Genomic DNA, 23613 nt, shown 5'->3' with positions numbered 1-23613 from the left:
CACCTGCGCTTCATCGAGGTCAAGGGGCGCATCGATGGCGCCGACAGCGTGATGGTCACGCGGCAGGAGGTCATCACATCCCTGCATGAGCCCGAAAAGTTCATTCTCGCCATTGTCTCCGTCACCAACGGTTTCGCCCATGCGCCGCGCTATGTCCGTGGCCCGCTCGTTGATCGCGAACCGTCGTTCTTGGAAACCGCAATACAGTTTGATTTGCGCCGCTTGCTCGAGCGGACCTCTGAGCCGGCATAAGGGGGAAACGATGAGGCAGGCAGCAGAGCATATTTCCAGTGAGGATGCTGAGCGACGCATTTTCGTTCAGATATCTTCTCAGGTCGGACTTGTTGTCAGGGGCAACAATGTTTTTCGGACGCTACAAGAAAGGGTTCTGAAGTGGGGCTTCGACCCCAAGCGAAATCTCAGAAATATTCCACAGGGAGCCTGGGAGGGAGAAACCTTTGAGATCGATCAGGACAATTCCGAACAGGCCGAAGCGGTAAGGCTAGGACAGCCAAACTATTGGGCATTCCGCCTGCGAGAGCGCCTGAAAGACACGTCACGTATTTGGACCACCGAAGTTGGGATTGCAGAGCGCAGCCCGACTGAGGTCGTGGTCGGTGTGCGCCTAATTTGCGCTCAGCGTGGTAGCGCTGAACCTATTCCGAGATCGATACCCAGCTTTGTTCGTGGCATCGCGTTCACGCAGGATTCCTATCTCGATGGTCGCCGCACGTCCGCTGATCCGTGGGTCGTGGACACAGATCAGGGCGTCGACGAGTTGATCGAATTCCTGGAAGCACCTAGCCGTCATCATCCGGTTGTCGTCTTCGCTACGCCCGAGGACAGCGAAAACCCGGATGAAACTGCGATCCCAGTCCGTCCTTTCATTCGAAAAGTGGTTGGTTTTGCACATGCGGTGGTTCTGACCTCTGACGCGGCGTTTGCCCTTACTGACCGCCTTGGCCGTGAGTTTTCCGTATATCGCCAGGCAGTTAGAACCTATAATCCCGGTTTCGACCCCACATCTGATCTTCCGAGCGATCATCCGCTTGCCTCGGCGTCGCGCATAGCCGATTGGGGCGAAAGCGAGGACTTCACTTTCACAGATTTTCTCGTCGAGCAGACACTCCGCATCACGCGGCCACGAGACGTGTTGGAGCGCGAGCAGCCATCTTTCCAGCATATCAAACGGATTGCTGCACAGCAGGCTCGCGAGAGCGCATCAGCAGCGGGACAAAGTGAAGCGGAAATCCTGCTATTGGTCGATGAGGAGCTGAAGGCGGCAAAGCAGGAAGCGGAAGCCAGTCTGGAATTGGCCCTCAACGCTGACGCCGAGCGTCAACAAGCGACCTCGGAGCTTCGACAGATCAAGGCAAGCTACATGGCGCTGCAACAGCGTCTGGATGCCATCCTTGCTGAGGGCAAAGCGAACAATGCCGTGGAGATCCCAGATAACCTTGATGTAGTCGAAAACTGGGCGCGAACGCATTTGAGCGGCGAAGTGGAACTACACCCACGAGCAATGAAGGCACTTCGCGACTCCAAATTCAAGGATACTGCCTTCGTTTACAAAGTGCTCCTTATGATGCGCGACTATTACGTTCCTATGCGGCGTATCGGGGGTATCGAATTTAAAAATACATTCGATCAAAAATTAGCCGAGCTGGGTCTGGAAAACACTCCCTGCTTTGCACAGCAGAATAAGGCCAAGCAGTTCGGTGGAGAGTATTTTGTCCGATACCAAGAGTCCAAAAGAGAGCTGGATTGGCATTTGAAGGGGAGCGACAGCCGCGATGGGCGGCTGGGCTTCCGGCTCTATTATTTTTGGGATGCTGAGACCGCCCGCGTTGTCGTCGGGTATCTGCCTGGGCACCTAAGCAACGACATCACGTAGAGGCACCATGACTTATAAAAAGAAACTTATCGAAGTTGCTATTCCGCTCGACGCAATCAATGCAGCCGCCGGAGTCGAGAACAACATTCACACTGGCTTACCAGCCAACCTTCACACGTGGTGGTCGAGAAAGCCGCTTGGCGTTGCAAGAGCAGCGCTGTTTGCCAGCCTCGTCAACGACCCGTCAGAAGAGGGTATTTCTGAAGCAGAAGAGGAGATTCGACGGGCACACTTATTCCGAATCGTCGAGCAATTAGCGGATGTGGAGGCTGGCACAACTGAAGATGTGCTTTCTCAAGCAAAGGCGGAGATAGCCAAATCGAATCACGGAACCATGCCTCAATTTTGGGATCCGTTTTGTGGAGGGGGATCACTTCCGCTAGAGGCGCTTCGCCTTGGCATGAAGCCAATGGCCACTGATCTGAATCCAGTTGCGGTATTCATCACGCGGGTACTTATAGAGCTTGCGCCGAAGTACGCCAAACAAGCTCCAACAAATCCGAATTCAACGAAATCTGAACTCGTTTCAGGACGTTCGCCGTATGAGGGACTGAAAGAGGATTTGCTATATTACGGTGAGAAGATCGGGGCATCTCTCGCTGCTCAGCTTGGAAAGCTATACCCATCAATCAGTCTTCCCGACGGTTCTGGAAACAAAAGTGCAGACCCGATCGCATGGATATGGGCAAGAACGGTGGAGTGCCCAAATCCATCGTGCAGAGCACAAGCTCCCCTTGTCAATAAGTTCTGGCTGTCTACGCACAAGGGAAACGAAGCATTTGCTGAGCCCATATACGAAGGTTCAGAAACTCGTCGCTTTCGCTTCGAGATTCGTCGGGATGGAGAACCTAAAGAGGGAACCGTTTCACGGACCGGTGCCATCTGCCTCGCGTGCAACAATCCTGTGTCCTTTGACCACATCCGGTCTGAAGGTGTCGCGGGCCGTGTTGGTTATCAGATGATGGCGATGGTGGTGGATGGTCCGCGATCTCGGGTCTATTTGGCCCCAACTGCGGAACAAAAAGCCGTAGCCGATGTAGAGCCGCCCTCCAATGCGCCCGAGTCTGCGTTGCCCCGTAGCGCGCTTGGATTTCGCGTTCAAAAGTACGGCCTTTCTCGACACCGCGATCTGTTTACGAATAGGCAATTGGTCGGGTTGTCCTGCCTCGCTGACGCCATCGCAGCGGTTCGAGACGAGGTGCTGACAGCTTCGGGAGGAGACACCGGATATGCTGATTTAATCCAGGCATTCCTTGCTTTGAGCCTGAGCCGTGTCGCACAAACGAATAACACACTTGTTCGGTGGCTCGTTCGAACATCGGGCACCTCAAAAGGAACGCCTGCTTTTGATAGGCAGATCGTGTCTATGGTCTGGGAATTCTCGGAAGGTAACATCTTAGGAACTTCAGTTGGAAGTTGGAATGCTGCGATCCGAAATCCTATCACTGCCCTAAAATGCCTCCCATCTGGCGGCGAGGCTGGGAAAGCTATTCAGGCCAACGCAGCAGAAAACGACCTCGGCATTACAAATACGGTGATTTCGACCGACCCTCCTTACTTCGATGCGATCGGATATGCCGATCTATCGGATTTCTTCTACATATGGCTTCGGCGGGCTGTGGGTGAGACCCATAAGGATCTTTTCGGAACACTGCTGGCACCAAAGGAGGAGGATCTGTCGGCCGCCTTGGGACGGAGCGACATAGCTCGTCCAACGGCCACGGCGCAGTTCTTGGAGCGTCTATCCGCTGCGTTTAGAGGAATCCGAGATGCGGCCTCGGAGGAGGTTCCCGTTACAATTTACTATGCGTTCAAGCAGGCTGAGTCTGCGGACGACTCGAATGAAAAAGAAGGAAAATCGCAATCTAGCGGATGGTCGACTCTGTTGGAAAGTATAATCAGCGCCGGATTTCAAATCACGGGCACATGGCCACTTAGGACGGAAGCTGTAAGTAGGCTTAGAGCAATTGGATCAAACGCGCTTGCAACGTCGATTCTGTTGGTTTGCCGAAAGAAGGTGCATTCGTCCAACGTCATTAGTCGGGCAGAATTTCTTCGTGCCTTGAAGCGGGAACTCCCTCCCGCAATAGCTGAACTTCAGTCCGCGAATATCGCTCCAGCAGACATGCCGCAATCAGCTATTGGGCCGGGCATGGGGGTGTTCTCGCGCTACGCGGCTGTGCTCGAATCCGGTGATAGCCCGATGAGTGTTAGGACTGCGCTCCAGCTCATCAACAGGGAATTGGACGAATATCTCGGCGGCATCCAGGGTGAGTTCGACGCTGACACGCGCTTTGCCATCACCTGGTTCGAGCAGAACGGGTTGAAGGCGGGCGATTATGGCACGGCCAATAGCATCGCTACTGCCCGCGGTATTTCGGTCGATAGCGTCAAGCATGCTGGGATCGTCGATAGTGCTGCCGGTAAGGTTCGCATCCTCTCGCGCGATGAATTGGACGGCGATTGGGACCCAGAAGAGGACCGTCACCTGACGGTGTGGGAATGCCTTCAGTATCTGGTCCGCCAGCACGAGAAGGACGGCATCTCCCACGACACCGCCGTCCTGCTGAAGAAGATCAACACACACGCCGAGGCCGTGAAGGATCTCGCCTACTGCCTCTACGACATCAGCGCCAACAAGCGGAAGGATGCCAAGGAGGCCACGGCCTACAACGCCCTGATCGCCGACTGGACCGAGCTTACGAAGGCTGCGGCAGCCATCCATGACACGCGCGGGGATCGTCAGATCCGGCTGGATATTTGAGGGGGAACGGGACGTGGCAAAAAGTACGCGCCAATATGTTTTTGAAGGGATGGAACTGCTGCCGACGGCGCTGATCCCCTTCGTCGAAAAGAGGCTCGAAACATCCCTCCATGGGCACTGGCAAGTCCAGGTTCTGGAGAAGCTGTCGAGCCTGCGCCCCAACAGCAATGGTGAGGTCGCCTGGGACCAAGCCGCGCTGTTCAATGCGATGGACCGGTTCTGGAGCGAAGCGTTCAAGGCCGTTCTTGGCCGCGCGGAGCGGTCGCTGGTCAACGAACTGGGCGATGTCCGCAACAAGCTCTCGCACAATGAACCTTTCACCTATGATGACGCCGAGCGCGCGCTCGATACCATGCGTCGACTCATGGAGGCGATCAGCGCCGGTGAGACGGCCGAGCAACTCGGCAAGATGCGCGACACCATCCTACGGACGAAGTTCACCGAGCTGGCGCGCAATGAGGAGCGGCGGAAAACACAGCGCCTCGAAATCTCAGTCGAGACCGTGGCGGGCCTGCTCCCGTGGCGCGAGGTCGTTGAGCCGCACCAGGATGTCGCCACCGGCGAGTTCCAGCAGGCCGAGTTCGCGGCTGACCTCGCCAAGGTGCATTCGGGAAGTGCGCCGCCGGAATATCGTGATCCGCGTCAGTTCTTCAGCCGCACCTACCTGACCGAAGGATTGAGCGCGCTACTGATTGGCGCCGCGAAGCGGCTGTCCGGCAGCGGCGGTGATCCGGTCGTCGAACTGCAAACCAACTTCGGTGGCGGCAAGACGCACTCAATGCTTGCCCTCTATCACATGGCGGGGCCGACGCCAGTTCAGGATCTGTCGGGTCTGGACCAGCTACTCGAGAAGCTCGAACTGACCGTTCCGAAGGGCATCAACCGGGCGGTCCTAGTCGGCACATCGCGGGGACCGCAGGACGTTCTCCACGCCGAAGGCGACCGGAAAATCCGCACGACCTGGGGCGAACTGGCTTGGCAACTTGGTGGGGCCGAAGCTTTCGCTATGGTGGCGGATAATGACGCCAGCGGCATTGCGCCAGGCTCGAACCTGCTGGAGGCGCTCTTCAAGAAACATGCGCCGTGCCTGATCCTGATCGACGAATGGGTTGCCTATCTGCGGCAAATCTACAAGGTCGAGGGGCTGGCATCCGGGTCGTTCGACGCGAACCTGTCGTTCGTCCAATCGCTGACCGAGGCGGTCAAAGCCAGTCCGGGCACCCTTCTCGTCGCCTCCCTGCCTGCGTCTCAGATCGAGGTCGGCGGCGAAGGCGGTCAGGAAGCGCTGGCCCGCCTCAAGCAGACCTTCAGCCGCGTGGAATCCTCGTGGCGGCCGGCGAGCCAGGAAGAGAGCTATGAGATTGTCCGGCGGCGGCTGTTCAAGGAAATCCCCGGTGACAAGTTCCATCACCGCGACAACACGCTGAAACAGTTCGCCAAGCTGTATCGAGAGAACGCCAACGATTTCCCGCAGGGCTGCGCGGATGAGGACTACCGGCGCAAGCTGGAAAAGGCTTATCCGATCCATCCCGAGCTGTTCGACCAGCTTTACACGACCTGGGGTTCACTCGAAAAATTCCAGCGCACGCGCGGTGTCTTGCGCTTGATGGCTCAGGCCATTCACGAGCTGTGGATGAACGCCGATCCGTCGGTGATGATCATGCCGGGCAGCGTGGCGGTGAGTTCGCCCCGCGTGGAGCCGGAACTGCTCCATTATCTCGATGTGACCTGGCAATCGATCATCGCCGGCGATGTCGATGGTACAGCGTCCACGCCGTATAAGGTCGATCAGTCGGCACCCAACCTGAACCGCTATTCGGCGACGCGACGCGTTGCCCGCGCGATCTTCATGGGGACGGCACCAACGCATCAGCAGCAGAACACCGGCCTCGACGACAAGCAGATCAATCTCGGCGTCGTGCAGCCGGGCGAGCGTCCGGCGATCTTCGGCGATGCCCTGCGCCGTTTGACCAACCAGGCCAAGTTCATGCACGCCGACCTTGGCCGGTATTGGTACTCGATGTCGGCCAGCCTCAATCGCATTGCGGCGGACAAGGCGGCGCAGATCGAGGCGGCGCTGGTTGATGTGACGATCGACGCCGAACTCGGCAAATACGTGAATGGTCTCGCGGATCGCGGGCATTTTGATGCGGTGCAGGTCGCGCCGGCTTCATCAGCCGAAGTCCCCGATGAAGCGGGTGGCGTGCGCGCCGTCGTTTTGGGCGTCAAGTATCCGCACAACGGGCGTGACGGATCGGAGGCGCTGGTCGAGGCGAAAGACATCCTCACGCAACGAGGCAGCACACCGCGCGTCTACCGCAATATGCTGGTGTTCATCGCCGCGGAAACCCGCCAGCTCGACCATCTGAAAGACGCCGTGCGCGCGTCCCTGGCCTGGGGCGAGATCGTGCGCGATACGGAGCGGTTGAACCTCACGCAGAGCGACAGCGCGCTCGCCAAAGCCAAGCTGGGCGAAGCGAACGAGACGATGAAGACGCGCCTGAAAGAGGCTTGGTGTTATCTGCACTATCCGGCTCAGGAGAGCGCCCAGGCCGATTGGGAGTGGGTGTCAGGCAAGATTCCCGCTCAGGACGGGCTGCTTGCACGGGCGAGCAAGAAGCTGGTGGCCGAAGAAGGCTTACTCATCGAGCTGGGGCCATCGCGCCTCGACCGCGATCTTCAGAAATACATCTGGAACGACAAGCCTCACTTGTCCCTGAAGGATCTGCGGGAATATCTCAATCGTTACATCTATCTGCCTCGCTTGAAGGGCCAGGATGTTCTCGTCAAGGCGGTGCTGTCGGCCGTCAGCGGCATGTTGCCCGGTCCGTTCGCTTATGCTGAGCGATGGGACGAGAAGTCGGACGCCTATCTGGGGCTGGCGATCGAACGCGCGGCAAACGCTGTCGTCGCAATCGACAGCGACAGCGTCATTGTGAAGCCGGCTGTGGCGGAGTCCCATCGGCCTGTGCCAACACCGTCCGGCCCGGTCGGTACGCCGACCGGGCCGGGGGACGGCGTGCAACCCGTCGGCGGTCCTCCCGAGGGTGATGGACCGACTGCGCCGCCGGTAGAAAGGAAACCAACGCGGTTCACTGGCACGGTGATGATCTCGCCGGAAAGGCCAGCGAGGGATATCCATCAGATTGTTGAGGCCATCGTCGAGCAGTTGACAACGCTACCCGGTAGCCAGGTCAAACTCCGACTGGAAATCGACGCGGAGGTGCCATCCGGCCTGGAGCGCGCGAAGGTCCGAACACTGATCGAAAACGCGAATACACTCGGGTTCGTCGAGAAATCGATCGAATGATAGCGAGGGACCCTCAACCCGTCGGGCGCAACATTTCTGAGCCGAGCGCACATGCAGGCGTTCGGCTCAGGGCCTTGCGAAAATTCGCGCATCTGAAGCAGCTCTACAGATCCGCTGCCCATACGGCAGGGGTCATAAACAACGGCCCGGTTGGTGCATCCGATCACGATCTCGCAGAGATGTCATTTCGCGATAAGCGACTTTACGGTCTTCAGGAGCGTCTTGTTAAGATTATTTAAGACAACTCGGCGGTTGAATGGTGTGCAGAGCCGAGGTTTCGTTTCGACAGATCGATTTGCGAGGGCGAAGGTGTTTTGAATGCCACTCGAATAACAGAAGAGGGATGATATTGAAGGAGTTTCTGCATTGCCCGTTCAAGTTCGGCAAATCCGCTATGTGATCGCGGCAGCAGACCATGGCAGTTTTCGGAAAGCGGCCATAGCCTTGGGAGTGCAGGAATCTGCTGTCAGCCGACGTATCCGCGATTTGGAGGAGCGGCTGGGCGCCGCGTTGTTCGTTCGCTCCCACAGCGGGGTGCGACTCACCCTCGCTGGAAAGCAATTTGTTGATCGAGGCCGAAAGGCTCTTTCTGAAATCACCCTGGCGAAAACTGAAGTTGCAGCGATCAGCCGTGTTGGCGGCGGTGAATTGAAGATCGGCATCTTGTCTTCGCTGGGATCTGGCTTCTTGTCAGGCCTGATTCGGACCTTTGGCGAATCCTATGGCGCCGTGAAGATGTCGTTCGTCGATGGCGACCAGGCCGAACACGTCGCCGCAATAAGGCAGCGCCAGCTCGATGTTGCATTCGTGACGGGAACGCTCGACTGGCCAGGTTGCGAAACCGAATATTTGTGGTCAGAGCGCGTCTTTGCCGTGCTTCCAGAGCAGCATCACCTGGCCTCGTCGGAGGCGCTTGAATGGAAGGATTTGGCGGGCGAACGATTCATCGTGAGCGAAGTTGCTCCGGGCCAGGAGATATACAATTATCTTGTTCAGCGTTTATCCGGGCTCGGGCAAAGCCCGGAAATCCTGCCGCAAAGCGTTGGGCGACATAACCTCCTGTCCCTTGTCGCGCTGGGGCAAGGTCTGACATTGGCGAGCGAGGGGATCACGACGACACAGGTTCCCGGTGTCGTTTTTCGGCCTATGGCGATTGAGACGCTGCCCTACAGCATGGTGTGGTCATCGCAGAATGATAACCCGGCCTTCTTGCGTCTGATCGAGCTTGCAAGGTCGATGGTTGAAACCGGCAATTTGAAACCCATCAAGGTGTCGATGTAGACGAAGCGCGTCCTTTCCTGGCTGTGGCAAATCCCCTGTCGGTCGAGATGAACCGTTCGAGCATGGGGACGATCAGACGGACAGGATCAGTAGGCGGACGACCGGTCTCGTGGCCGAGTATCTCCGCGTAGGCAATCAGGTCGCGATGGAGGTTCGCGGGGAGTTCCAAAGTGATCTTGACCGGCTTGTCATCGGTGAGCGGCCCGAGCTTTAGTTTTGCCATCTCAGCCTCCGTAGGGTTCGAGGACAAGATCGCGCGTAACGATGACCCGGACCGGAAAGCCGGGCCTGATAGTAAGCGTCGGCGCGATGTTGAGTTGGCGGCTCACGATCTGCTGACCGGTCTGGCTGATGCTGTTCGAGGCGCCGGAGCGCAACGCCTGCACCAGACTATTTTCGTCCTGGCTGGTTCCTGCCTCGGCGCCGACAGAGAGTAAGGTCGAGAGGGCAGCGGCCTTGAACAACTCGCCCCAGTGATAATCGACGCCATCTTCCAGGCCAGCATAGCCTTCGGCATCCGCGCCCGGCTGGCGTTCCAGTACGATAGAGCGGCCGTTGGGCATAATGAGGCGGTTCCAGACCAGGAGTATGCGGCGCTGGCCAAAACCAACGCCATTGTCGTACTGGCCGATTATCCGCGTGCCCTGCGGCACCAGCAGGATGTGGCCGGTCGGGCTGTCATAGACATTCTCCGTCACCTGGGCGGTGATCTGGCCGGGCAGATCGGAATGGATGCCGGTGATAAGCGCTGCCGGGATAACAGCTCCGGCCTGGAGGATGTTGGGTGACGCTGGTGCGGCGATGCGATCGGACGAAACCGTGCGCTTGTCCGGCGTCTGGTTGAGGAAGGCGAGTTGGCGATCCTGTGCTGAGGGCGTCGCCGGTTGCGGCGCGAGGCCAAGAGCGGCGAGATCGGTCGGTGGCGTGGCTGTCGCCACCGGTTGAGTGCCGCCGACGTCTGCCGGTCGTGTTTCAGTCGAGGCGAACAGGCGCGCGGTCCTCGCGGCCTCCCGCTCCTGAAGGCGACGCTGCTCTTCGGGGCTTGGGCCGGAAGGAACCGCGCCCGGTGTTGCCATGCCGGGTACAGGCACAGGTTGGCCATTGCTCTGGGCATTGAGGATCGGCCGTCCGAGATCACCCGGCAATGGCGGGCCGAGGCGCGGCACACCGCTATAGTCCTTCGGCAGGCCGGCAAGTCCGTCGGGTGTCGTGCGGTTGTCGGTCGCGTAAAGTTCCTCATTCGGCTTGCCGCCGTGCTGTGCCTGGAGCGCGTAGATTAGCGCCCCGCCAATGCCGACACTCGCGACGAGGCCAAGCCCGGCCAGCACCTTGCGCGACAAACGCGTGACCCGTGGCGGCTCGGGACGCAGCCGCATAGGCGCGACCGGCTCGCCGGTCAGCGGCCGGGCGTCCTCCTCGCTGGAAGCTTCCGGCCGAGGCTCCGCGCCCCGCGTTGCCCCTTCTTCCTTCTCGGGAGTGATCTCGTTCACGACGCCGGCCTCCCGTCAGTGCGGGTGATACGGACGCGCTTCTGGTTCTTGTCGGACCCGAAGCGCAGTTCGGCGGCGGCAAAGAGCCGATCGACGATCATGTAGTTGCCGCGCACGCGGTAATTCACCAGTTCGGAGGTGTCGCCTTCTGGGCCAACGACGAAGAGCGGCGGCATTTCGCCCTGACCGATGCCACGCGGGAACTCGATGAAAACCTGGCGGCCATCGTCGAAGGCGCGCAGTGGCCGCCACGGCGCACGATCACCATCGATGGCATAACGGAAATTGACGTTAGCGAGATCGACGCCGCTGGCGACAGGCTGTGCGGCCTCGGCCTGACTATTTTGTCGGCGTAGCGCGATGAGTTGATCCTGCGGATATTGCCAGGAGACCGAGGCCATGTAGGTCTTCTCGGTCGAACGCAGTTCCATGTGATAGGTTCTGGCGTTGGTGTTGATGACGAGATTGGTCATCAGTTCCGGCCTGGTCGGCTTGACGAGAATATGGACCTGTTTGGTCGCGCCCGTGCCGCTCTCCGTATCGCCGATGATCCAGCGCACCGTGTCGCCGGCGGCGACCGGGCCAGAACCGACAAGCGTTTCTCCCGGTTGAAGGGCGATATCGGTGATCTGCCCCGGCGCGGTGTAAACTTGATAGAGGGCGCCGTCGACGAAGGGATAGATCTGGATGGCGTTGATGAAGCCGTTGCGAACCGGCTGCATCCTGGCCGCAGCATTGGCCTCGTTCACGCGGGCGGCGGGATCGGTCAATTCGGGGATCGGCTTGTCGTTCTTGCCGATGGGCTTCAACTGGCCCGGTAGCGGCAGCACCTTCGGCAGTTCGACCACCTGCACTGGCGCCGGAGGATCGACAGCCTGCACGGCCGGTGCGGCATCGTCGTAGGAGATCTCCGGCGGCTTCATTGCCGTCGCGCAGCCCGCGAGCGCCGATGTGCAAAGCAGCAAAAGCGGCAAACCGGATTTACGGAAAACCGGAATAGCGGAAATAAGGAAAGCCGGGCTTCCCACTCTCCGAGGGGCGGCTTTGCGGAGGGCGGGTGTCATTATCCAAGCTCCTTCGACCAGTTGATGGCGTTGATGTAGATTCCGAGCGGATTGGCCCGGAGTTTCTCGGGATCGCGGGGCGGCTGCACGGCGATGGTGAGGATGGCGGTCCAGCGTTCGGTCGCAGCCAACGCGCCGTCCTGATAGGTGCGTTGGACCCAGGCGACGCGGAACGAGGTCGGTGAAGCCCGGATCACACTGGAGACATCAATTGATATTTGCGTCTTGCCGACCTTGGCGAAGGGATCGTTGGCGCGGGCGTAGTCGTTGAGCGCGAGTGCGCCGGCCTGCGTCGTGAAGTCGTAAGCGCGCAGCCAATTCTGCCGGACGATGATCGGATCCGCCGGAATGCTCCTTACCTGTTCAATGAACCGTGCGAGGTAGAAGGCGATCTGAGGGTCGGTTGGCTGGTAATCCGCTGTGGCGGGCGCGACCGCCTGGGCTTGTCCCAATCTATCGACCTGCACCACCCACGGAACGATCGATCCATTGGCCGATTGCCAGACCAGTGCGGCGGACAGGCCCGCCGACAGAGCGAGAGAGCCAAAGGCCATGAGCCGCCAGTTACGCGCCTGCACTCGGGCGGAGCCGATGCGGTCGTCCCAGACTTGCGCGGCGCGCTGGTACGGCGTCTCAGGTTCGGGCGATTTGCCGTAATGGGTGGATGGTCGTTTGAAAATGCTCATGTTCAGTCGCTTTCGGAGAGATTGACGGAGGCGCTGCCGCCATGACTGTCACCGGATTTGACGGCGTGCGCGGCGGCTTGGACACCGTGGGTCATCTGCTGGCTGCGCTTCATGCGCCTGGCCCAATCGGGCGGGCCTCCATCGGCGGCAGATGATGAGGCAGCGGACGCGGCGGGATCTGCGGAGCCGGCTTCGCTGTTGCCGATCATGCCGCCGGAGACCGCGAAAGCGGCGCGGGCGCCGGATTGGTAGCTGGATTTCAGGTCATCGGCGGCTTTTGATGCGGCACGCTTCAACGGCGAGACGGCGGCCTGCGCACCGGTGCTGGCGACATTGCCAAGGCCGGACGCGACGCCTGCCGCGCCGGACTGTCCAGCGGCTCCGAGGCTGTAAGCGGTCGAGGCTCCACCGGCGAGTGCGGCTCCTCCACGGGCCGCTGCGGCAGCGCCTCCGGCGAGAGCACCAACGCCGCCCGCCGCCGCACCAATGGCGGCGCCGCCGACCGCGACCATACCGCCGGCGGCAAGGCCAGTGCCGACGGCTGCGCCCGCGCCAAGCTGCGGGCCGCCGGAAACGAGGCCGGTTGCGATGCCGGGGCCGAAGATGCCAAGGCCGAGAAGCGACAAGGCCGCCAACACGATCGCCATGGCGTCGTCGATTGACGGGGTCGCGCCACCGAAGCCGGCGGTGAACTCGGAGAAGAGGGTCGAACCGATGCCGATGATGACGGCGAGCACCAACACCTTGATGCCCGAAGAGATGACGTTGCCGAGCACACGCTCGGCCATGAAAGCGGACTTGCCGAAGAGGCCGAAGGGGATGAGCACGAAGCCAGCGAGTGTCGTCAGCTTGAACTCGATCAGGGTGACGAAAAGCTGGATGGCGAGAATGAAGAAGGCGAGCAGCACCAGCGCCCAGGCGAACAACATGCAAGCAATCTGGATGAAATTCTCGAAGAAGGACCAATAGCCCATCAGGTTCGAGATGGAATCGAGCAGCGGCCGTCCGGCATCAAGGCCAGTTTGCGCCACCTTGCCGGGACGAAGAAGATTGGCAGTGCTGAACGCCGTGCCGCTCGCCTTCAGTCCGAGGCCGGCAAAGCTCTCGAAGATGATCCGGGCGAGATTGTTCCAGTTGCCGATGATGTACGCGAACACGCCGACGAACAGCGTTTTCTTGACGAGCCGCGCCATGATGTCGTCATCGGCGCCCCAGGACCAGAAGAGCGCGGCCAGCGTGACGTCGATGACGATCAGCGTCGTGGCAATGAATGCCACCTCGCCCTGCAAAAGACCGAAGCCGCCGTCGATGTAACGGGTGAAGACTTCGAGGAAATGATCGATGACGCCGGTGCCGCCCATGGTCAGCGCGCCTCATCCTGGGAGGGACCGGGCCGGGCAGGTGCAGGCTGCCCGGCCGGCGCCGTCTGATCGGTGGGCGCCGTTTCGCTCGGGAACAGTGTCGTCGGCGCTGCCGGAGCAGAGGGTGCAGACGAAGGCGGAGCCGGTTGGCCGAGGAATCGACGGCGGTTCTCTGCCCAGGCCGTCAGGCAGACTGGGTCACGCGCACCGGCTTCTCCTGCCCGAGAGCACCGGGCGAGTTCCGAATCGAGCGGATCTCGTCCGATGATCGCCGGCCGCTCGGACTCGGATGCTTCCGGCCGATCGTCCTTTCGGGACATCTCAATCGCGGTGGCGGTGATCGCCAGCGCGACGAAGATGACAGCACCGATGCGTGCGAGGGTCTTGCCGTCCATCACCACGCCCTCAATTGCTGTTCTGGAACATCTTGGCGTTGCCAGGCTGATAGCCCGCGCCCGGCGTCAGGAAGCGGCGGCGCTGCTCACGGCCCTGTTCGGCGGCCGCGGCCTGCTCGGCCGATTGCAGCGCCTGAGCCCGTCCGTTCGCGGCGACGACTGCGGTGAGGTCGGCGAGTTGCTGCGCCTGAAGCGCGAGAAGCTGGTTGCCGGCCTGGGTCGCCTGAAGCGCGCCGGTCGCCGACTGGCTCGACCCGACCAGCGCCGACATCTGGGCGCGATTGGTGTCGATGTTGCCGACAACGCCAGCCTGCACACGCATGGCGTCCTGCAAACCACCGACCGTATTCTGCCAGCGTGAGCGGGCATCGGCGACGAGTTGCGCGTCTGACGCCGACATGGAAGCGTTGGCATATTTGGTTTGGAACGCCTGATCGATCTGCTGGACGTTATAGGCGATGTTCTGAGCCTGGCTCAGAAGCTGCTGTGTCCGCTGCACCGACTGCTGGAGCTGTTGCAGCGAGGAATATGGCAGGCTCGCGAGATTGCGCGCCTGGTTGATCAGCATCTGCGCCTCGTTTTGAAGCGAGGTGATCTGATTGTTGATCTGCTGGAGCGCGCGAGCCGCCTCGAGCACATTTTGCGCGTAGTTCGATGGGTCGAAAACGATAATGGCGTGGGCCGGCGTCGTGATGATCGGCGATAAGGCCAGCGGGACGGAAAGAATGGACGCGGCGAATAGTGCCGCGCGGGAACGGCGCAGTTTCATGATGAACTCTCCAGGTTGATGAGGTTGGGAACGAGATCGGCGGCCCAGCCGACGCCGCGAAGGCGCAGCCAGGCGGCGAGGAAGCCATCACGACCATGTTCGGTGACAATGCGGGCGATGGCCGCCTGATCGGTCTTCGACGAGGCGGCGCAAAGCGCGAGGGCGACGTCGGAGAGGCCCAGTTCGAACAGGCGATTGCCCCGCCGCGATTGGCAGTAATAGTCGCGCTTGGGCATGGCCCGCGCGATGATCTCGATCTGGCGGTCGTTGAGGCCGAAGCGGCGATAGATCGCGGTGATCTGTGGCTCGATCGCCCGTTCGTTGGGGAGCAGAAGCCGGGTCTGACAGCTCTCGATGATAGCCGGCGCTATGGCGCTGCCGTCGATGTCCGACAGGCTTTGCGTGGCGAAGATGACGGATGCGTTCTTCTTGCGCAGCGTCTTCAGCCATTCCCGGAGCTGGCTGGCGAAGCCTTCGTCGTCCAGCGCCAGCCAACCCTCATCTATGATGATGAGGGTCGGCGAACCGTCCAGGCGATCCTCGATGCGATGGAACAAGTAGGAGAGGACGGCGGGCGCTGCATCGTTGCCGATCAGTCCCTCGGTCTCGAACGCCTGGACGGTCGCCGAACCGAGATGCTCGCGTTCCGCGTCGAGCAACCGACCATAGGGGCCGCCGACACAATAGGGTCGCAACGCCTGCTTCAGGTCGTTCGATTGCAGCAGCACGGCGAGGCCCGTGATCGTCCGTTCCTCGACCGGCGCGGTGCCAAGTGATGTCAGCGCCGTCCAGATATATTCCTTCACCTCCGGCGTAATGGCGACGCCTTCGCGCATCAGGATCGCGACGATCCAGTCGGCGGCCCAGGCGCGCTCGGGCACGTCATCGACGCGGGCCAGCGGCTGGAGCGACACGCTGTCGTCAGCGCCATCGGTCAGCCCGCCGCCGAGATCATGCCAGTCGCCACCCATCGCCAGCGCCGCGGCGCGGATCGATCCGCCGAAATCGAAGGCGAAGACCTGGGAGCCGCGATAGCGCCGGAATTGCAACGCCATCAGGGCCAGCAGCACGGATTTGCCGGCGCCGGTCGGGCCGACGATCAGCGTGTGTCCCACGTCGCCGACATGAAGGGAAAACCGGAACGGGGTCGAACCTTCGGTCTTGCCGAAGAGCAGTGGGGGAGCCGCAAAATGCTCGTCCCGTTCCGGCCCCGCCCATACCGCTGAAAGCGGGATCATGTGGGCGAGGTTCAAGGTGCTGATGGGCGGCTGCCTGACATTGGCGTAGACGTGCCCCGGCAGTGAGCCGAGCCAGGCGTCGACCGCATTGATCGTCTCGGCCATCGCGGTGAAGTCGCGGCCTTGGATGACCTTCTCGACCAGCCGCAGCTTCTCGTCGGCGGTGCGGGGATCGGTATCCCATACCGTTACGGTGGCCGTGACATAGGCCATACCGGCATAATCGGCGCCGAGTTCCTGGAGTGCGAGGTCCGCATCAGCAGCCTTGTTCGCCGCGTCGGTGTCCACGAGGACAGAGGCCTCGTTGGTCATTACTTCCTTCAGGATCGCGGCGATGCTTTTGCGCTTGGCGAACCATTGCCGCCTGATCTTCGTCAGCAACTTCGTCGCGTCGGTCTTGTCGAGCAGGATCGCCCGCGTTGCCCAGCGATAGGGAAAGGCCAGCCGGTTCAAATCATCGAGCAGGCCCGGCGTCGTCGCGGTCGGAAAGCCGGTGATGGTGAGGACGCGCAGATGTGATGCGCCCAGGCGCGGCTCCAACCCGCCGGTCAACGGCTGATCGGCGAGGAGCGCGTCCAGATACATCGGCGTCTCTGGAACGCGGACGCGATGCCGCTTGGTCGAGACGCAGCCATGCAGGTAGCTCAGCGTCTCCGCGTCATCGAGCCAGTGGCATTCGGGCATGAAGGCTTCGATCAACCGCAGGATACGGTCAGTTCGATCGGCGAAACCGCTCAGGATTTCGCGTGGATCGACGCCGGCACGCTCGCGCCCCTCGTATAGCCAGGTCTCGGCGCGGGCCGCGTCTTCGGCGGGCGGCAGATAGCAAATGGTGAGAAAGTAGCTGGACTCGAAGTGCGCGCCTGCCTCTTCAAAGTCGGCCTTGCGTTCGGCATCGACGAGTGCCGAGGCGGTGTCGGGAAAACGGCTCGCCGGATAGCTGGCGGCGGCATGACGCTGCGCCTCCACGAAGATTGCCCAGCCGGACCCGAGACGGCGGAAGGCGTTGTTGAGACGCCCGGCGACGGCGACCAGCTCTGCAGGGACGGATGAATCCAGATCTGGACCCCGGAACCTCGCTGTTCGTTGGAGGCTCCCGTCCTTGTTGAGGACAGCGCCTTGGCCGACCAATGCCACCCAGGGCAGGAAGTCAGCGAGGCAACTGTTGCGGTTACGGTATTCGGCGAGGTTCATCATCGGTACGCTCCCCCTCAGACCGATAGGTGTCCGGGGATGCGCAGATGGCGGCGCACCACATCGACGAAGAGCGGATCGCGCTTGGCTGCCCATACGGCGGCGGCATGACCAATCGCCCAAATGGCGAGACCGATCAGCCACAGGCGCAGGCCAAGGCCAATGGCGCCCGCCAGCGTTCCGTTCAGGATGGCGATGGCCCGGGGGGCGCCGCCGAGCAGGATCGGCTCGGTCAACGCCCGGTGGACCGGCACGGCAAAGCCGGGAACTTCACTCCCCTGATCGACCACGCCCGCCATCAGACCAGCGCTCCGCCGCCGAACGAGAAGAACGACAGGAAGAAGCTCGACGCCGCGAACGCGATCGAGAGACCAAAGACGATCTGGATCAGTCGGCGAAAGCCGCCCGACGTATCGCCGAACGCCAGTGTCAGGCCGGTCGTGATAATGATGATGACGGCGATGATCTTGGCGACGGGGCCTTCGATCGACTGGAGAATCTGTTGGAGCGGCTGTTCCCACGGCATGGACGAACCGGAGGCATAGGCCGCGGGCGCCATCATCACGCTGATGACGGCGACGGAAGCGCTCATCGTCAGACGACGATGCAAACGACGGGGAAGCGAGATCATTGGGAGGCTCCTTTTTCTTCGATCTGGGTTGTGACGGGGGTGACGCGGTAGTCGCCGCGAGAGCCAAGGCCCTCGACGCGGGCGAGTTCGGCGAGCCGGCGCGCGGAGCCGCGACCGGCGAGGACTGCGACGAGGTCGATCGTCTCGGCGATCAGCGCGCGGGGAACGGTGACGACGGCTTCCTGGATGAGCTGTTCCATCCGACGCAGCGCGCCAATGGCGCTGCCGGCGTGGATCGTACCGACGCCGCCCGGATGGCCGGTGCCCCAAGCCTTCAAGAGATCGAGCGCCTCAGCTCCGCGCACCTCTCCGATCGGGATTCGGTCGGGGCGCAGGCGGAGCGAGGAGCGGACGAGATCGGAGAGCGACGCCACCCCGTCCTTCGTCCGCATGGCGACGAGGTTCGGCGCGGCGCATTGCAGCTCGCGTGTGTCTTCGATGATAACGACGCGATCGGCGGTCTTCGCGACCTCCGCCAGCAGCGCGTTGGTCAGCGTCGTCTTGCCGGTGGACGTGCCGCCCGCCACGAGGATATTGGCGCGTGTGGCGACACCTTGGCGCAACGCCTCCGCCTGTCCGACGGACATGATGCCCGCCGCGACATAGTCGTCGAGCGTGAACACCGCGACGGCGGGCTTCCGGATGGCGAAGGCGGGTGCGGCGACCACGGGCGGCAACAGGCCCTCGAACCGTTCTCCCGTCTCGGGTAGTTCGGCCGAGACGCGCGGCGCGCCCACATGAACCTCGGCGCCGACGTGATGCGCCACCAGACGCACGATGCGCTCGCCATCGGCCGGCGATAGCCGTTCACCCGTGTCGGACAGTCCTTCGGAAAGCCGGTCGATCCAGATGCGCCCATCCGGATTCAGCATCACCTCGATGACGGACGCATCTTCCAAGAACCGCGCGATGGCGGGGCCGAGCGCGGTGCGCAGCATCCGCGCGCCCCGCGCCAGACCTTCCGAATTGTGATGCGAAATAGCCATCTGATCCCCGGTTCCGCCGGGGAAGACAGACACTTCCCGGCACGGGGATGATTAAAAGAGCCGGAAATTGGGTCGGTTCAACAAGTATATGGGGGCGTAGTAGTGTAGCGTGCAAATACAGGAGAACGGCGGCGACAGCTTTCTCTTGAACTTACGAGGCGGATCAATATTCGCCTTGCGCGCCTGCGCGAGGCGCTGCCGGAGACTCGCCAACGTCCTCCGAAATTTCCTGCCTCAGCTTCGGTCCTTTGGCGAGGCGGCGGCCGAGTGCGGTGACGAAAGCATCGTAGCGCTCGCCGGCCTTGGCCCGCGCCGCCTGTGCGGCCGGTTCGGGCAGCGCGGGCGTAGTCGCGAGCCAGAACTTGATGAAGACGGCCAGGCTCTCGACAGCGATTCCGACGTCACGTTCGAGCCGGGTCATTCGGCGGTCGATCTGGTCGAGGCGCTTTGCCAGCACCGCTTCCTGACGCTCGGCTGCATCCGGTGACAGAAAGGAAGCGATGGCGGCCTCGGCGATCAAGGACTGCGGCTGATTTCTCCGCGCGGCGTGGTCGGCCAGCGTCGCCAGGACGTCTGGATCGAGATAGACGGAAATCTGCGCTTTCTTCCTGCGCGAACTGGTTTTGTGATCCGTCATGGCCGTCACAGCTCCATCCCGTCGCCGGGATCAAGCGAGACCTGCCGCGCGACACCCTGTGCGATCTGGGTCATTCGCGTGTTGCGGGCGGCTGCATCCTCCATCTCGTCATCGCGGTCGGCATCGATCTCGAATTCGTTGTCGATCGGCTGCTTTTTCTCGACCGGCATGACCCGGTTGAGTTCGGGTTGGTGGCGACGTTCGGATTCGGTCGGGTCATCATCCTGGCTCCCGACCACGGATTTCACCTCCGAGAGTTGGGGTCGGGCCGGCAGCGGCAAAATGGTCCAATCGTCTGGCCGCGCCTGCTTTGGCGCTGTAAGGGCAGGCGGCGGCAGGATGCGTTCCTTGAAGCGTGCATCCTCGTAGTAGCGAGCCTTCTTTGCCCGGATCGGCGGCGTGCCCGCGACCATGACGATCTCGTCGGTGGGCGGAAGTTGCATGATCTCGCCGGGGGTAAGCAATGGCCGCGCGGTTTCCGACCGGGAAACCATCAGATGGCCGAGCCAGGGGCTAAGCCTGTGCCCGGCGTAGTTTTTCATCGCCTTCATTTCGGTGGCCGTGCCGAGAGCGTCGGACACACGCTTGGCGGTGCGCTCGTCGTTGGTCGCAAAGCTCACTCGGACGTGGCAATTGTCGAGGATTGAGTTGTTCGGCCCATATGCCTTTTCGATCTGGTTCAGCGATTGCGCGATCAGGAAGCTCTTCAGCCCGTAGCCCGCCATGAAGGCCAAGGCGCTCTCGAAGAAATCCAGACGCCCCAATGCCGGAAACTCGTCGAGCATGAGGAGCAGCCGGTGGCGATCCGCCTTGGCCTGGAGATCCTCAGTCAGGCGGCGGCCGACTTGATTGAGGATGAGCCGGATCAAGGGTTTTGTGCGGTTGATGTCGGAAGGCGGCACGACGAGATAGAGCGTGGTCGGATATTTCCCGCCCACGATATCGGTGATCCGCCAATCACAGCGCCGCGTCACCTCGGCGACGACGGGATCGCGGTACAGGCCGAGGAACGACATGGCGGTCGAGAGAACGCCGCTGCGCTCGTTATCGGATTTGTTCAGCAACTCCCGCGCGGCGCTGGCGATGACCGGATGCGGGCCGGCGTCTCCGAGATGCGCCGTTTTCATCATCGCATTGAGCGTCGATTCGATCGGCCGCTTTGGATCGGAGAGGAAGGCGGCGACGCCGGCGAGCGTCTTGTCCGCCTCGGCATAGAGGACATGCAGGATGGCGCCGACCAGCAGGGCATGGCTGGTCTTCTCCCAATGATTCCGCTTTTCGAGACTGCCTTCGGGATCGACCAGAATGTCGGCAATGTTCTGGACATCGCGCACTTCCCATTCGCCGCGGCGAACTTCCAGCAGCGGATTGTAGGCCGACGATTTTGCGTTGGTCGGATCGAACATCATCACGCGGCCGTGCTGCGCGCGAAAACCGGCTGTGAGCTGCCAGTTCTCGCCCTTGATGTCGTGGACGATGGCCGAGCCTGGCCAGGTCAGCAGCGAGGGGACGACGAGGCCGACGCCCTTGCCCGAGCGCGTCGGTGCAAAGCACAGCACATGCTCAGGCCCGTCATGGCGCAGATAGTCGTGATCGTAACGGCCAAGCAGGACTCCGTCCGGTCCGAGAAGACCGGCCGCCTTCACTTCCTCTGTCTCGGCCCAGCGGGCGGAGCCATAGGTCTCGACCTTTTTCGCTTCGCGCGCGCGCCACACCGACATGCCCATGGCAACGGCCACGGCGATAAAACCTCCTGAGGCGGCGATGTAGGCGCCCTCGACGAAGATCGTTGGTGCGTAGGCGTCATAGCCATACCACCACCAGAAGAAGGATGGCGGCAGGTAGAAGGGGAAGCCGAACAGCCGAAACCACGGCGCCCCGAGTTCCGGCTGGAACGCGAGACGCCACGCCACCCACTCGGTAGCGCCCCAGACACAGATGAGGACGATGGACAGGACGACGAGGATCTGCCCCCAGAGAATTTTTGTCGCGGACATGGGCATGGTTCTTTCTGCGAAGGCTCAGAGGCCGAGGCCCCGCTTGCGGCTGAAACTCCAATCGATACCGCCATCGTCGCGGGCGACCCCGGAGACGTGACGGCCGAGCTGCTTTTCGAGTGATGGGGTCCAGGGAACGAGCTGGAAGCCGAGACCGTCATCGATCATGGCGAAGCGGCCAGAGGCGAGTGTGAGGCGCTGGCGGTAGGTGCCAGCGACATATTCGCCGGCGCCGGCCCGATTGAATGGCTTGTCGGTCTCGACGGCGAGCTTCTCGCCGGCTGCTTCCAGCTCTTGCCTGCGCAGCGTGTCGATCAAGTTGCCGTTGAAGCTGATGCGTTGGCCATGCCGGGCGGCGAAGCCTTGATCGACCAAGTGCCCGGCACGGTCATTCATGGCCTGGCGCACCTCGGCGCCGAAGCCGCCATCGGAGAGTGCAACCGGCTCTCGTGCAATGTTCTGTCGGTCCAGCCAGGTTGCTCCTGACGCCGTGACCTGGGCGTCGATATCAAGATCGGAACGGACGGCGAGCGCCACGCGGCGCTCCCCCTTTGCGTCGTCGAACTTGCGCAGTTCGACGATCGAGCCCGGCGCGCTGTCGCCCGCCGCGTCGAGATCGGGCAGCTTGATGTGGTGGGTGCGGCCATCAACGCCGTCGAGCACGGCATAGGCTGTGCCGTTCAGCTCGTCATCGAGGCCGCGATCGACCAGCCGGCCGATGATAGGCGTATCGAGGCTTTCGGCGGCGAGAACATAGCTCGTCGAGCCGCGCTCGATGCCGCGTTCCGAAAGGGCGCGATGCATCCGCTTGATGATGTCGCCGCGTTCGCCCAATTCCCGCAGCGTCGCTTCGGCCTTTTCGTCGATCGCCCATTGGCCGGGACCACGCTGCTCGGCGAGGCCAAGGGCTTCCAGCTTGCGAAGCCGGCCAACTTTCAGGGTGTGGAATTCGTCAGGCTGCACGCCTGCATGCGGCGCGAGGTCGATGACGCCGGTGTCGCGCCCGTCCCGGACAAGCTGGCGATCGAGCTGGGTCCAGCGTTCCGTTTCGATCTGCCGCTCAAGCGTGCGGCGAATGTCGAGATCGGCGAGCGGCCCCAGTTCCTGGGTGATGAGATCGCGCGCCCGGTCGCGCATGCCTTCCTTGATGTAGTCGCGGGAGATCACGAGGTCCTGGCCGTCGTCGCGCGCTCCGCGCACGATCAGATGAACGTGCGGGTGCTCCGTATTCCAGTGATCGACCGCCACCCAGTCGAGCCGGGTGCCGAGATCCTTTTCCATCTGCGTTGTGAGATCCCGGGTGAAGGATTTGAGGTCGGCCATCTCCGGGGCGTCGTCGGGCGACACGATGAAGCGGAAATGATGCCGGTCGTCCTGGCAGCGTTCGGCAAAGGCGCCCGCGTCCGCGTTCTCGGTCTCCGGCCCGAACAGGCGGGCCTTCTCTCCGTCACGGGTCACGCCCTCTCGTCGAAGATAGTCGAGGTGCTTGCCGAGCGGTGCGGAACGGACGGAATGACGGACCACGCGTGCCTTGATGACAGCGCCGCGCGAGCGCGAGGTGATGAGGCGGTTCGCCTGGATACTGGCCCGCTGGCCGTGTCCGAAGCGAGAGTGATTGCCGGGTACGATCCGGCCTGAGCGTGACACGCCGCCGCCAGCCTTCTTCGCAGCGGCCAGCGCCTGCGCGATGAACGGCTTGGCGCGCTGCGCGCCGGAGGATCGGATGCGGCCCGGCCGGATACGGAACTCGCGCTCATCTGACATGGCGCGGCCTCGCAGTGTGCGAAATCTCGTCGAGATACAGAGGCTTGCGCCTGCGCCACACATTGCAGCCGAACGGCGCAAGGTGCGGAAATCCTAAAAATATCCAGTAAAAACAACCGCCCGACCGAAGCGCAATGTGCGCCCTTTTATCC

At 61.8% G+C, this 23613-nt stretch carries 19 protein-coding genes; 5 read left to right on the top strand and 14 right to left on the bottom strand.

From position 1 onward, the window contains the following. From Q4Q11_RS22240 to Q4Q11_RS22220, 5 genes are all read left to right on the top strand, one after another. On the top strand, positions 1-252 hold a 252-nt coding region (locus tag Q4Q11_RS22240), incomplete at its 5' end, for a protein NO VEIN domain-containing protein (RefSeq protein ID WP_498570834.1). 10 nt (positions 253-262) lie between these two features. Beyond that, positions 263-1894, top strand: coding sequence for a hypothetical protein (locus Q4Q11_RS22235; RefSeq protein ID WP_498570833.1), 1632 nt, complete (start codon positions 263-265; stop codon positions 1892-1894). A gap of 7 nt (positions 1895-1901) precedes the next feature. Then, positions 1902-4658, top strand: a complete 2757-nt coding sequence (locus tag Q4Q11_RS22230) for a DUF1156 domain-containing protein (RefSeq protein ID WP_498570832.1) — start codon at positions 1902-1904, stop codon at positions 4656-4658. A 13-nt stretch (positions 4659-4671) separates the two neighbouring features. After that, positions 4672-7968 (top strand): DUF499 family protein, encoded by a 3297-nt coding sequence (locus Q4Q11_RS22225; RefSeq protein ID WP_498570831.1) that lies wholly within the window; start codon positions 4672-4674, stop codon positions 7966-7968. Between the two features lie 366 nt (positions 7969-8334). Next, a complete protein-coding gene (locus Q4Q11_RS22220) occupies positions 8335-9249 on the top strand; it encodes a LysR family transcriptional regulator (protein ID WP_498570830.1) in 915 nt (304 codons plus the stop codon). Here the strand turns inward: Q4Q11_RS22220 and Q4Q11_RS22215 are convergent. The 14 genes from Q4Q11_RS22215 to Q4Q11_RS22150 form a co-directional block, all read right to left on the bottom strand. Further along, entirely contained in the window at positions 9233-9472 is a 240-nt protein-coding gene (locus Q4Q11_RS22215; protein WP_498570829.1) for a DUF2274 domain-containing protein, read from the bottom strand. The genes Q4Q11_RS22220 and Q4Q11_RS22215 overlap by 17 nt on opposite strands. A gap of 1 nt (position 9473) precedes the next feature. Further along, positions 9474-10739 (bottom strand): TraB/TrbI/VirB10 family type IV secretion system protein, encoded by a 1266-nt coding sequence (locus tag Q4Q11_RS22210; protein ID WP_498570828.1) that lies wholly within the window; start codon positions 10737-10739, stop codon positions 9474-9476. Then, a complete protein-coding gene (trbG, locus tag Q4Q11_RS22205; protein ID WP_498570827.1) occupies positions 10736-11803 on the bottom strand; it encodes a P-type conjugative transfer protein TrbG in 1068 nt (355 codons plus the stop codon). The genes Q4Q11_RS22210 and trbG overlap by 4 nt, the downstream gene beginning before the upstream one ends. Then, a complete protein-coding gene (gene trbF / locus Q4Q11_RS22200) occupies positions 11803-12489 on the bottom strand; it encodes a conjugal transfer protein TrbF (RefSeq protein WP_498570826.1) in 687 nt (228 codons plus the stop codon). The genes trbG and trbF overlap by 1 nt, the downstream gene beginning before the upstream one ends. Before the next feature lie 2 nt (positions 12490-12491). Beyond that, entirely contained in the window at positions 12492-13850 is a 1359-nt protein-coding gene (gene trbL / locus Q4Q11_RS22195) for a P-type conjugative transfer protein TrbL (RefSeq protein WP_498570825.1), read from the bottom strand. Between the two features lie 2 nt (positions 13851-13852). Continuing rightward, on the bottom strand, positions 13853-14245 hold the full coding sequence (trbK-alt, locus tag Q4Q11_RS22190; RefSeq protein ID WP_498570824.1) for a putative entry exclusion protein TrbK-alt: 393 nt from the start codon (positions 14243-14245) through the stop codon (positions 13853-13855). Between the two features lie 10 nt (positions 14246-14255). Beyond that, positions 14256-15014, bottom strand: a complete 759-nt coding sequence (trbJ, locus tag Q4Q11_RS22185; RefSeq protein ID WP_498570823.1) for a P-type conjugative transfer protein TrbJ — start codon at positions 15012-15014, stop codon at positions 14256-14258. Then, positions 15011-17449 carry a conjugal transfer protein TrbE gene (gene trbE, locus Q4Q11_RS22180; RefSeq protein ID WP_498570822.1) on the bottom strand — a complete coding sequence of 813 codons (2439 nt, stop codon included), beginning with the start codon at positions 17447-17449 and terminating at the stop codon, positions 15011-15013. Before trbE ends, trbJ begins: the two co-directional genes overlap by 4 nt. Before the next feature lie 14 nt (positions 17450-17463). Continuing rightward, entirely contained in the window at positions 17464-17745 is a 282-nt protein-coding gene (locus Q4Q11_RS22175) for a VirB3 family type IV secretion system protein (protein ID WP_498570821.1), read from the bottom strand. Continuing rightward, positions 17745-18038, bottom strand: a complete 294-nt coding sequence (locus tag Q4Q11_RS22170; protein ID WP_498570835.1) for a TrbC/VirB2 family type IV secretion system protein — start codon at positions 18036-18038, stop codon at positions 17745-17747. The genes Q4Q11_RS22175 and Q4Q11_RS22170 overlap by 1 nt, the downstream gene beginning before the upstream one ends. Positions 18039-18073: 35 nt before the next feature. Continuing rightward, positions 18074-19063, bottom strand: a complete 990-nt coding sequence (gene trbB, locus Q4Q11_RS22165) for a P-type conjugative transfer ATPase TrbB (RefSeq protein ID WP_498570820.1) — start codon at positions 19061-19063, stop codon at positions 18074-18076. Between the two features lie 163 nt (positions 19064-19226). Then, positions 19227-19700, bottom strand: a complete 474-nt coding sequence (locus Q4Q11_RS22160; protein WP_498570819.1) for a CopG family transcriptional regulator — start codon at positions 19698-19700, stop codon at positions 19227-19229. Positions 19701-19705: 5 nt separating this feature from the next. Next, entirely contained in the window at positions 19706-21697 is a 1992-nt protein-coding gene (locus tag Q4Q11_RS22155) for a conjugal transfer protein TraG (protein ID WP_498570818.1), read from the bottom strand. Positions 21698-21721: 24 nt separating this feature from the next. Beyond that, entirely contained in the window at positions 21722-23461 is a 1740-nt protein-coding gene (locus Q4Q11_RS22150; RefSeq protein WP_498570817.1) for a relaxase/mobilization nuclease domain-containing protein, read from the bottom strand. Positions 23462-23613: the final 152 nt, after the last annotated feature.

The sequence above is a fragment of the Rhizobium sp. UFLA01-1127 genome (genome assembly GCF_059803845.1).
Note: the sequence above shows the minus strand (reverse complement) of the source record. Positions and strands in the feature narration are given on the sequence as shown.

What these genes read in the sequence shown, in the direction of transcription:
- Q4Q11_RS22170 (WP_498570835.1), bottom strand. Translation starts at nt 18,038, where the DNA reads ATGAGCGCTTCCGTCGCCGTCATCAGCGTGATGATGGCGCCCGCGGCC.
- Q4Q11_RS22215 (WP_498570829.1), bottom strand. Translation starts at nt 9,472, where the DNA reads ATGGCAAAACTAAAGCTCGGGCCGCTCACCGATGACAAGCCGGTCAAG.
- trbB (WP_498570820.1), bottom strand. Translation starts at nt 19,063, where the DNA reads ATGGCTATTTCGCATCACAATTCGGAAGGTCTGGCGCGGGGCGCGCGG.
- trbE (WP_498570822.1), bottom strand. Translation starts at nt 17,449, where the DNA reads ATGATGAACCTCGCCGAATACCGTAACCGCAACAGTTGCCTCGCTGAC.
- trbL (WP_498570825.1), bottom strand. Translation starts at nt 13,850, where the DNA reads ATGGGCGGCACCGGCGTCATCGATCATTTCCTCGAAGTCTTCACCCGT.
- Q4Q11_RS22160 (WP_498570819.1), bottom strand. Translation starts at nt 19,700, where the DNA reads ATGACGGATCACAAAACCAGTTCGCGCAGGAAGAAAGCGCAGATTTCC.
- Q4Q11_RS22175 (WP_498570821.1), bottom strand. Translation starts at nt 17,745, where the DNA reads ATGGCGGGCGTGGTCGATCAGGGGAGTGAAGTTCCCGGCTTTGCCGTG.
- trbG (WP_498570827.1), bottom strand. Translation starts at nt 11,803, where the DNA reads ATGACACCCGCCCTCCGCAAAGCCGCCCCTCGGAGAGTGGGAAGCCCG.
- Q4Q11_RS22150 (WP_498570817.1), bottom strand. Translation starts at nt 23,461, where the DNA reads ATGTCAGATGAGCGCGAGTTCCGTATCCGGCCGGGCCGCATCCGATCC.
- trbK-alt (WP_498570824.1), bottom strand. Translation starts at nt 14,245, where the DNA reads ATGGACGGCAAGACCCTCGCACGCATCGGTGCTGTCATCTTCGTCGCG.
- Q4Q11_RS22155 (WP_498570818.1), bottom strand. Translation starts at nt 21,697, where the DNA reads ATGTCCGCGACAAAAATTCTCTGGGGGCAGATCCTCGTCGTCCTGTCC.
- trbF (WP_498570826.1), bottom strand. Translation starts at nt 12,489, where the DNA reads ATGAGCATTTTCAAACGACCATCCACCCATTACGGCAAATCGCCCGAA.
- Q4Q11_RS22235 (WP_498570833.1), top strand. Translation starts at nt 263, where the DNA reads ATGAGGCAGGCAGCAGAGCATATTTCCAGTGAGGATGCTGAGCGACGC.
- Q4Q11_RS22230 (WP_498570832.1), top strand. Translation starts at nt 1,902, where the DNA reads ATGACTTATAAAAAGAAACTTATCGAAGTTGCTATTCCGCTCGACGCA.
- trbJ (WP_498570823.1), bottom strand. Translation starts at nt 15,014, where the DNA reads ATGAAACTGCGCCGTTCCCGCGCGGCACTATTCGCCGCGTCCATTCTT.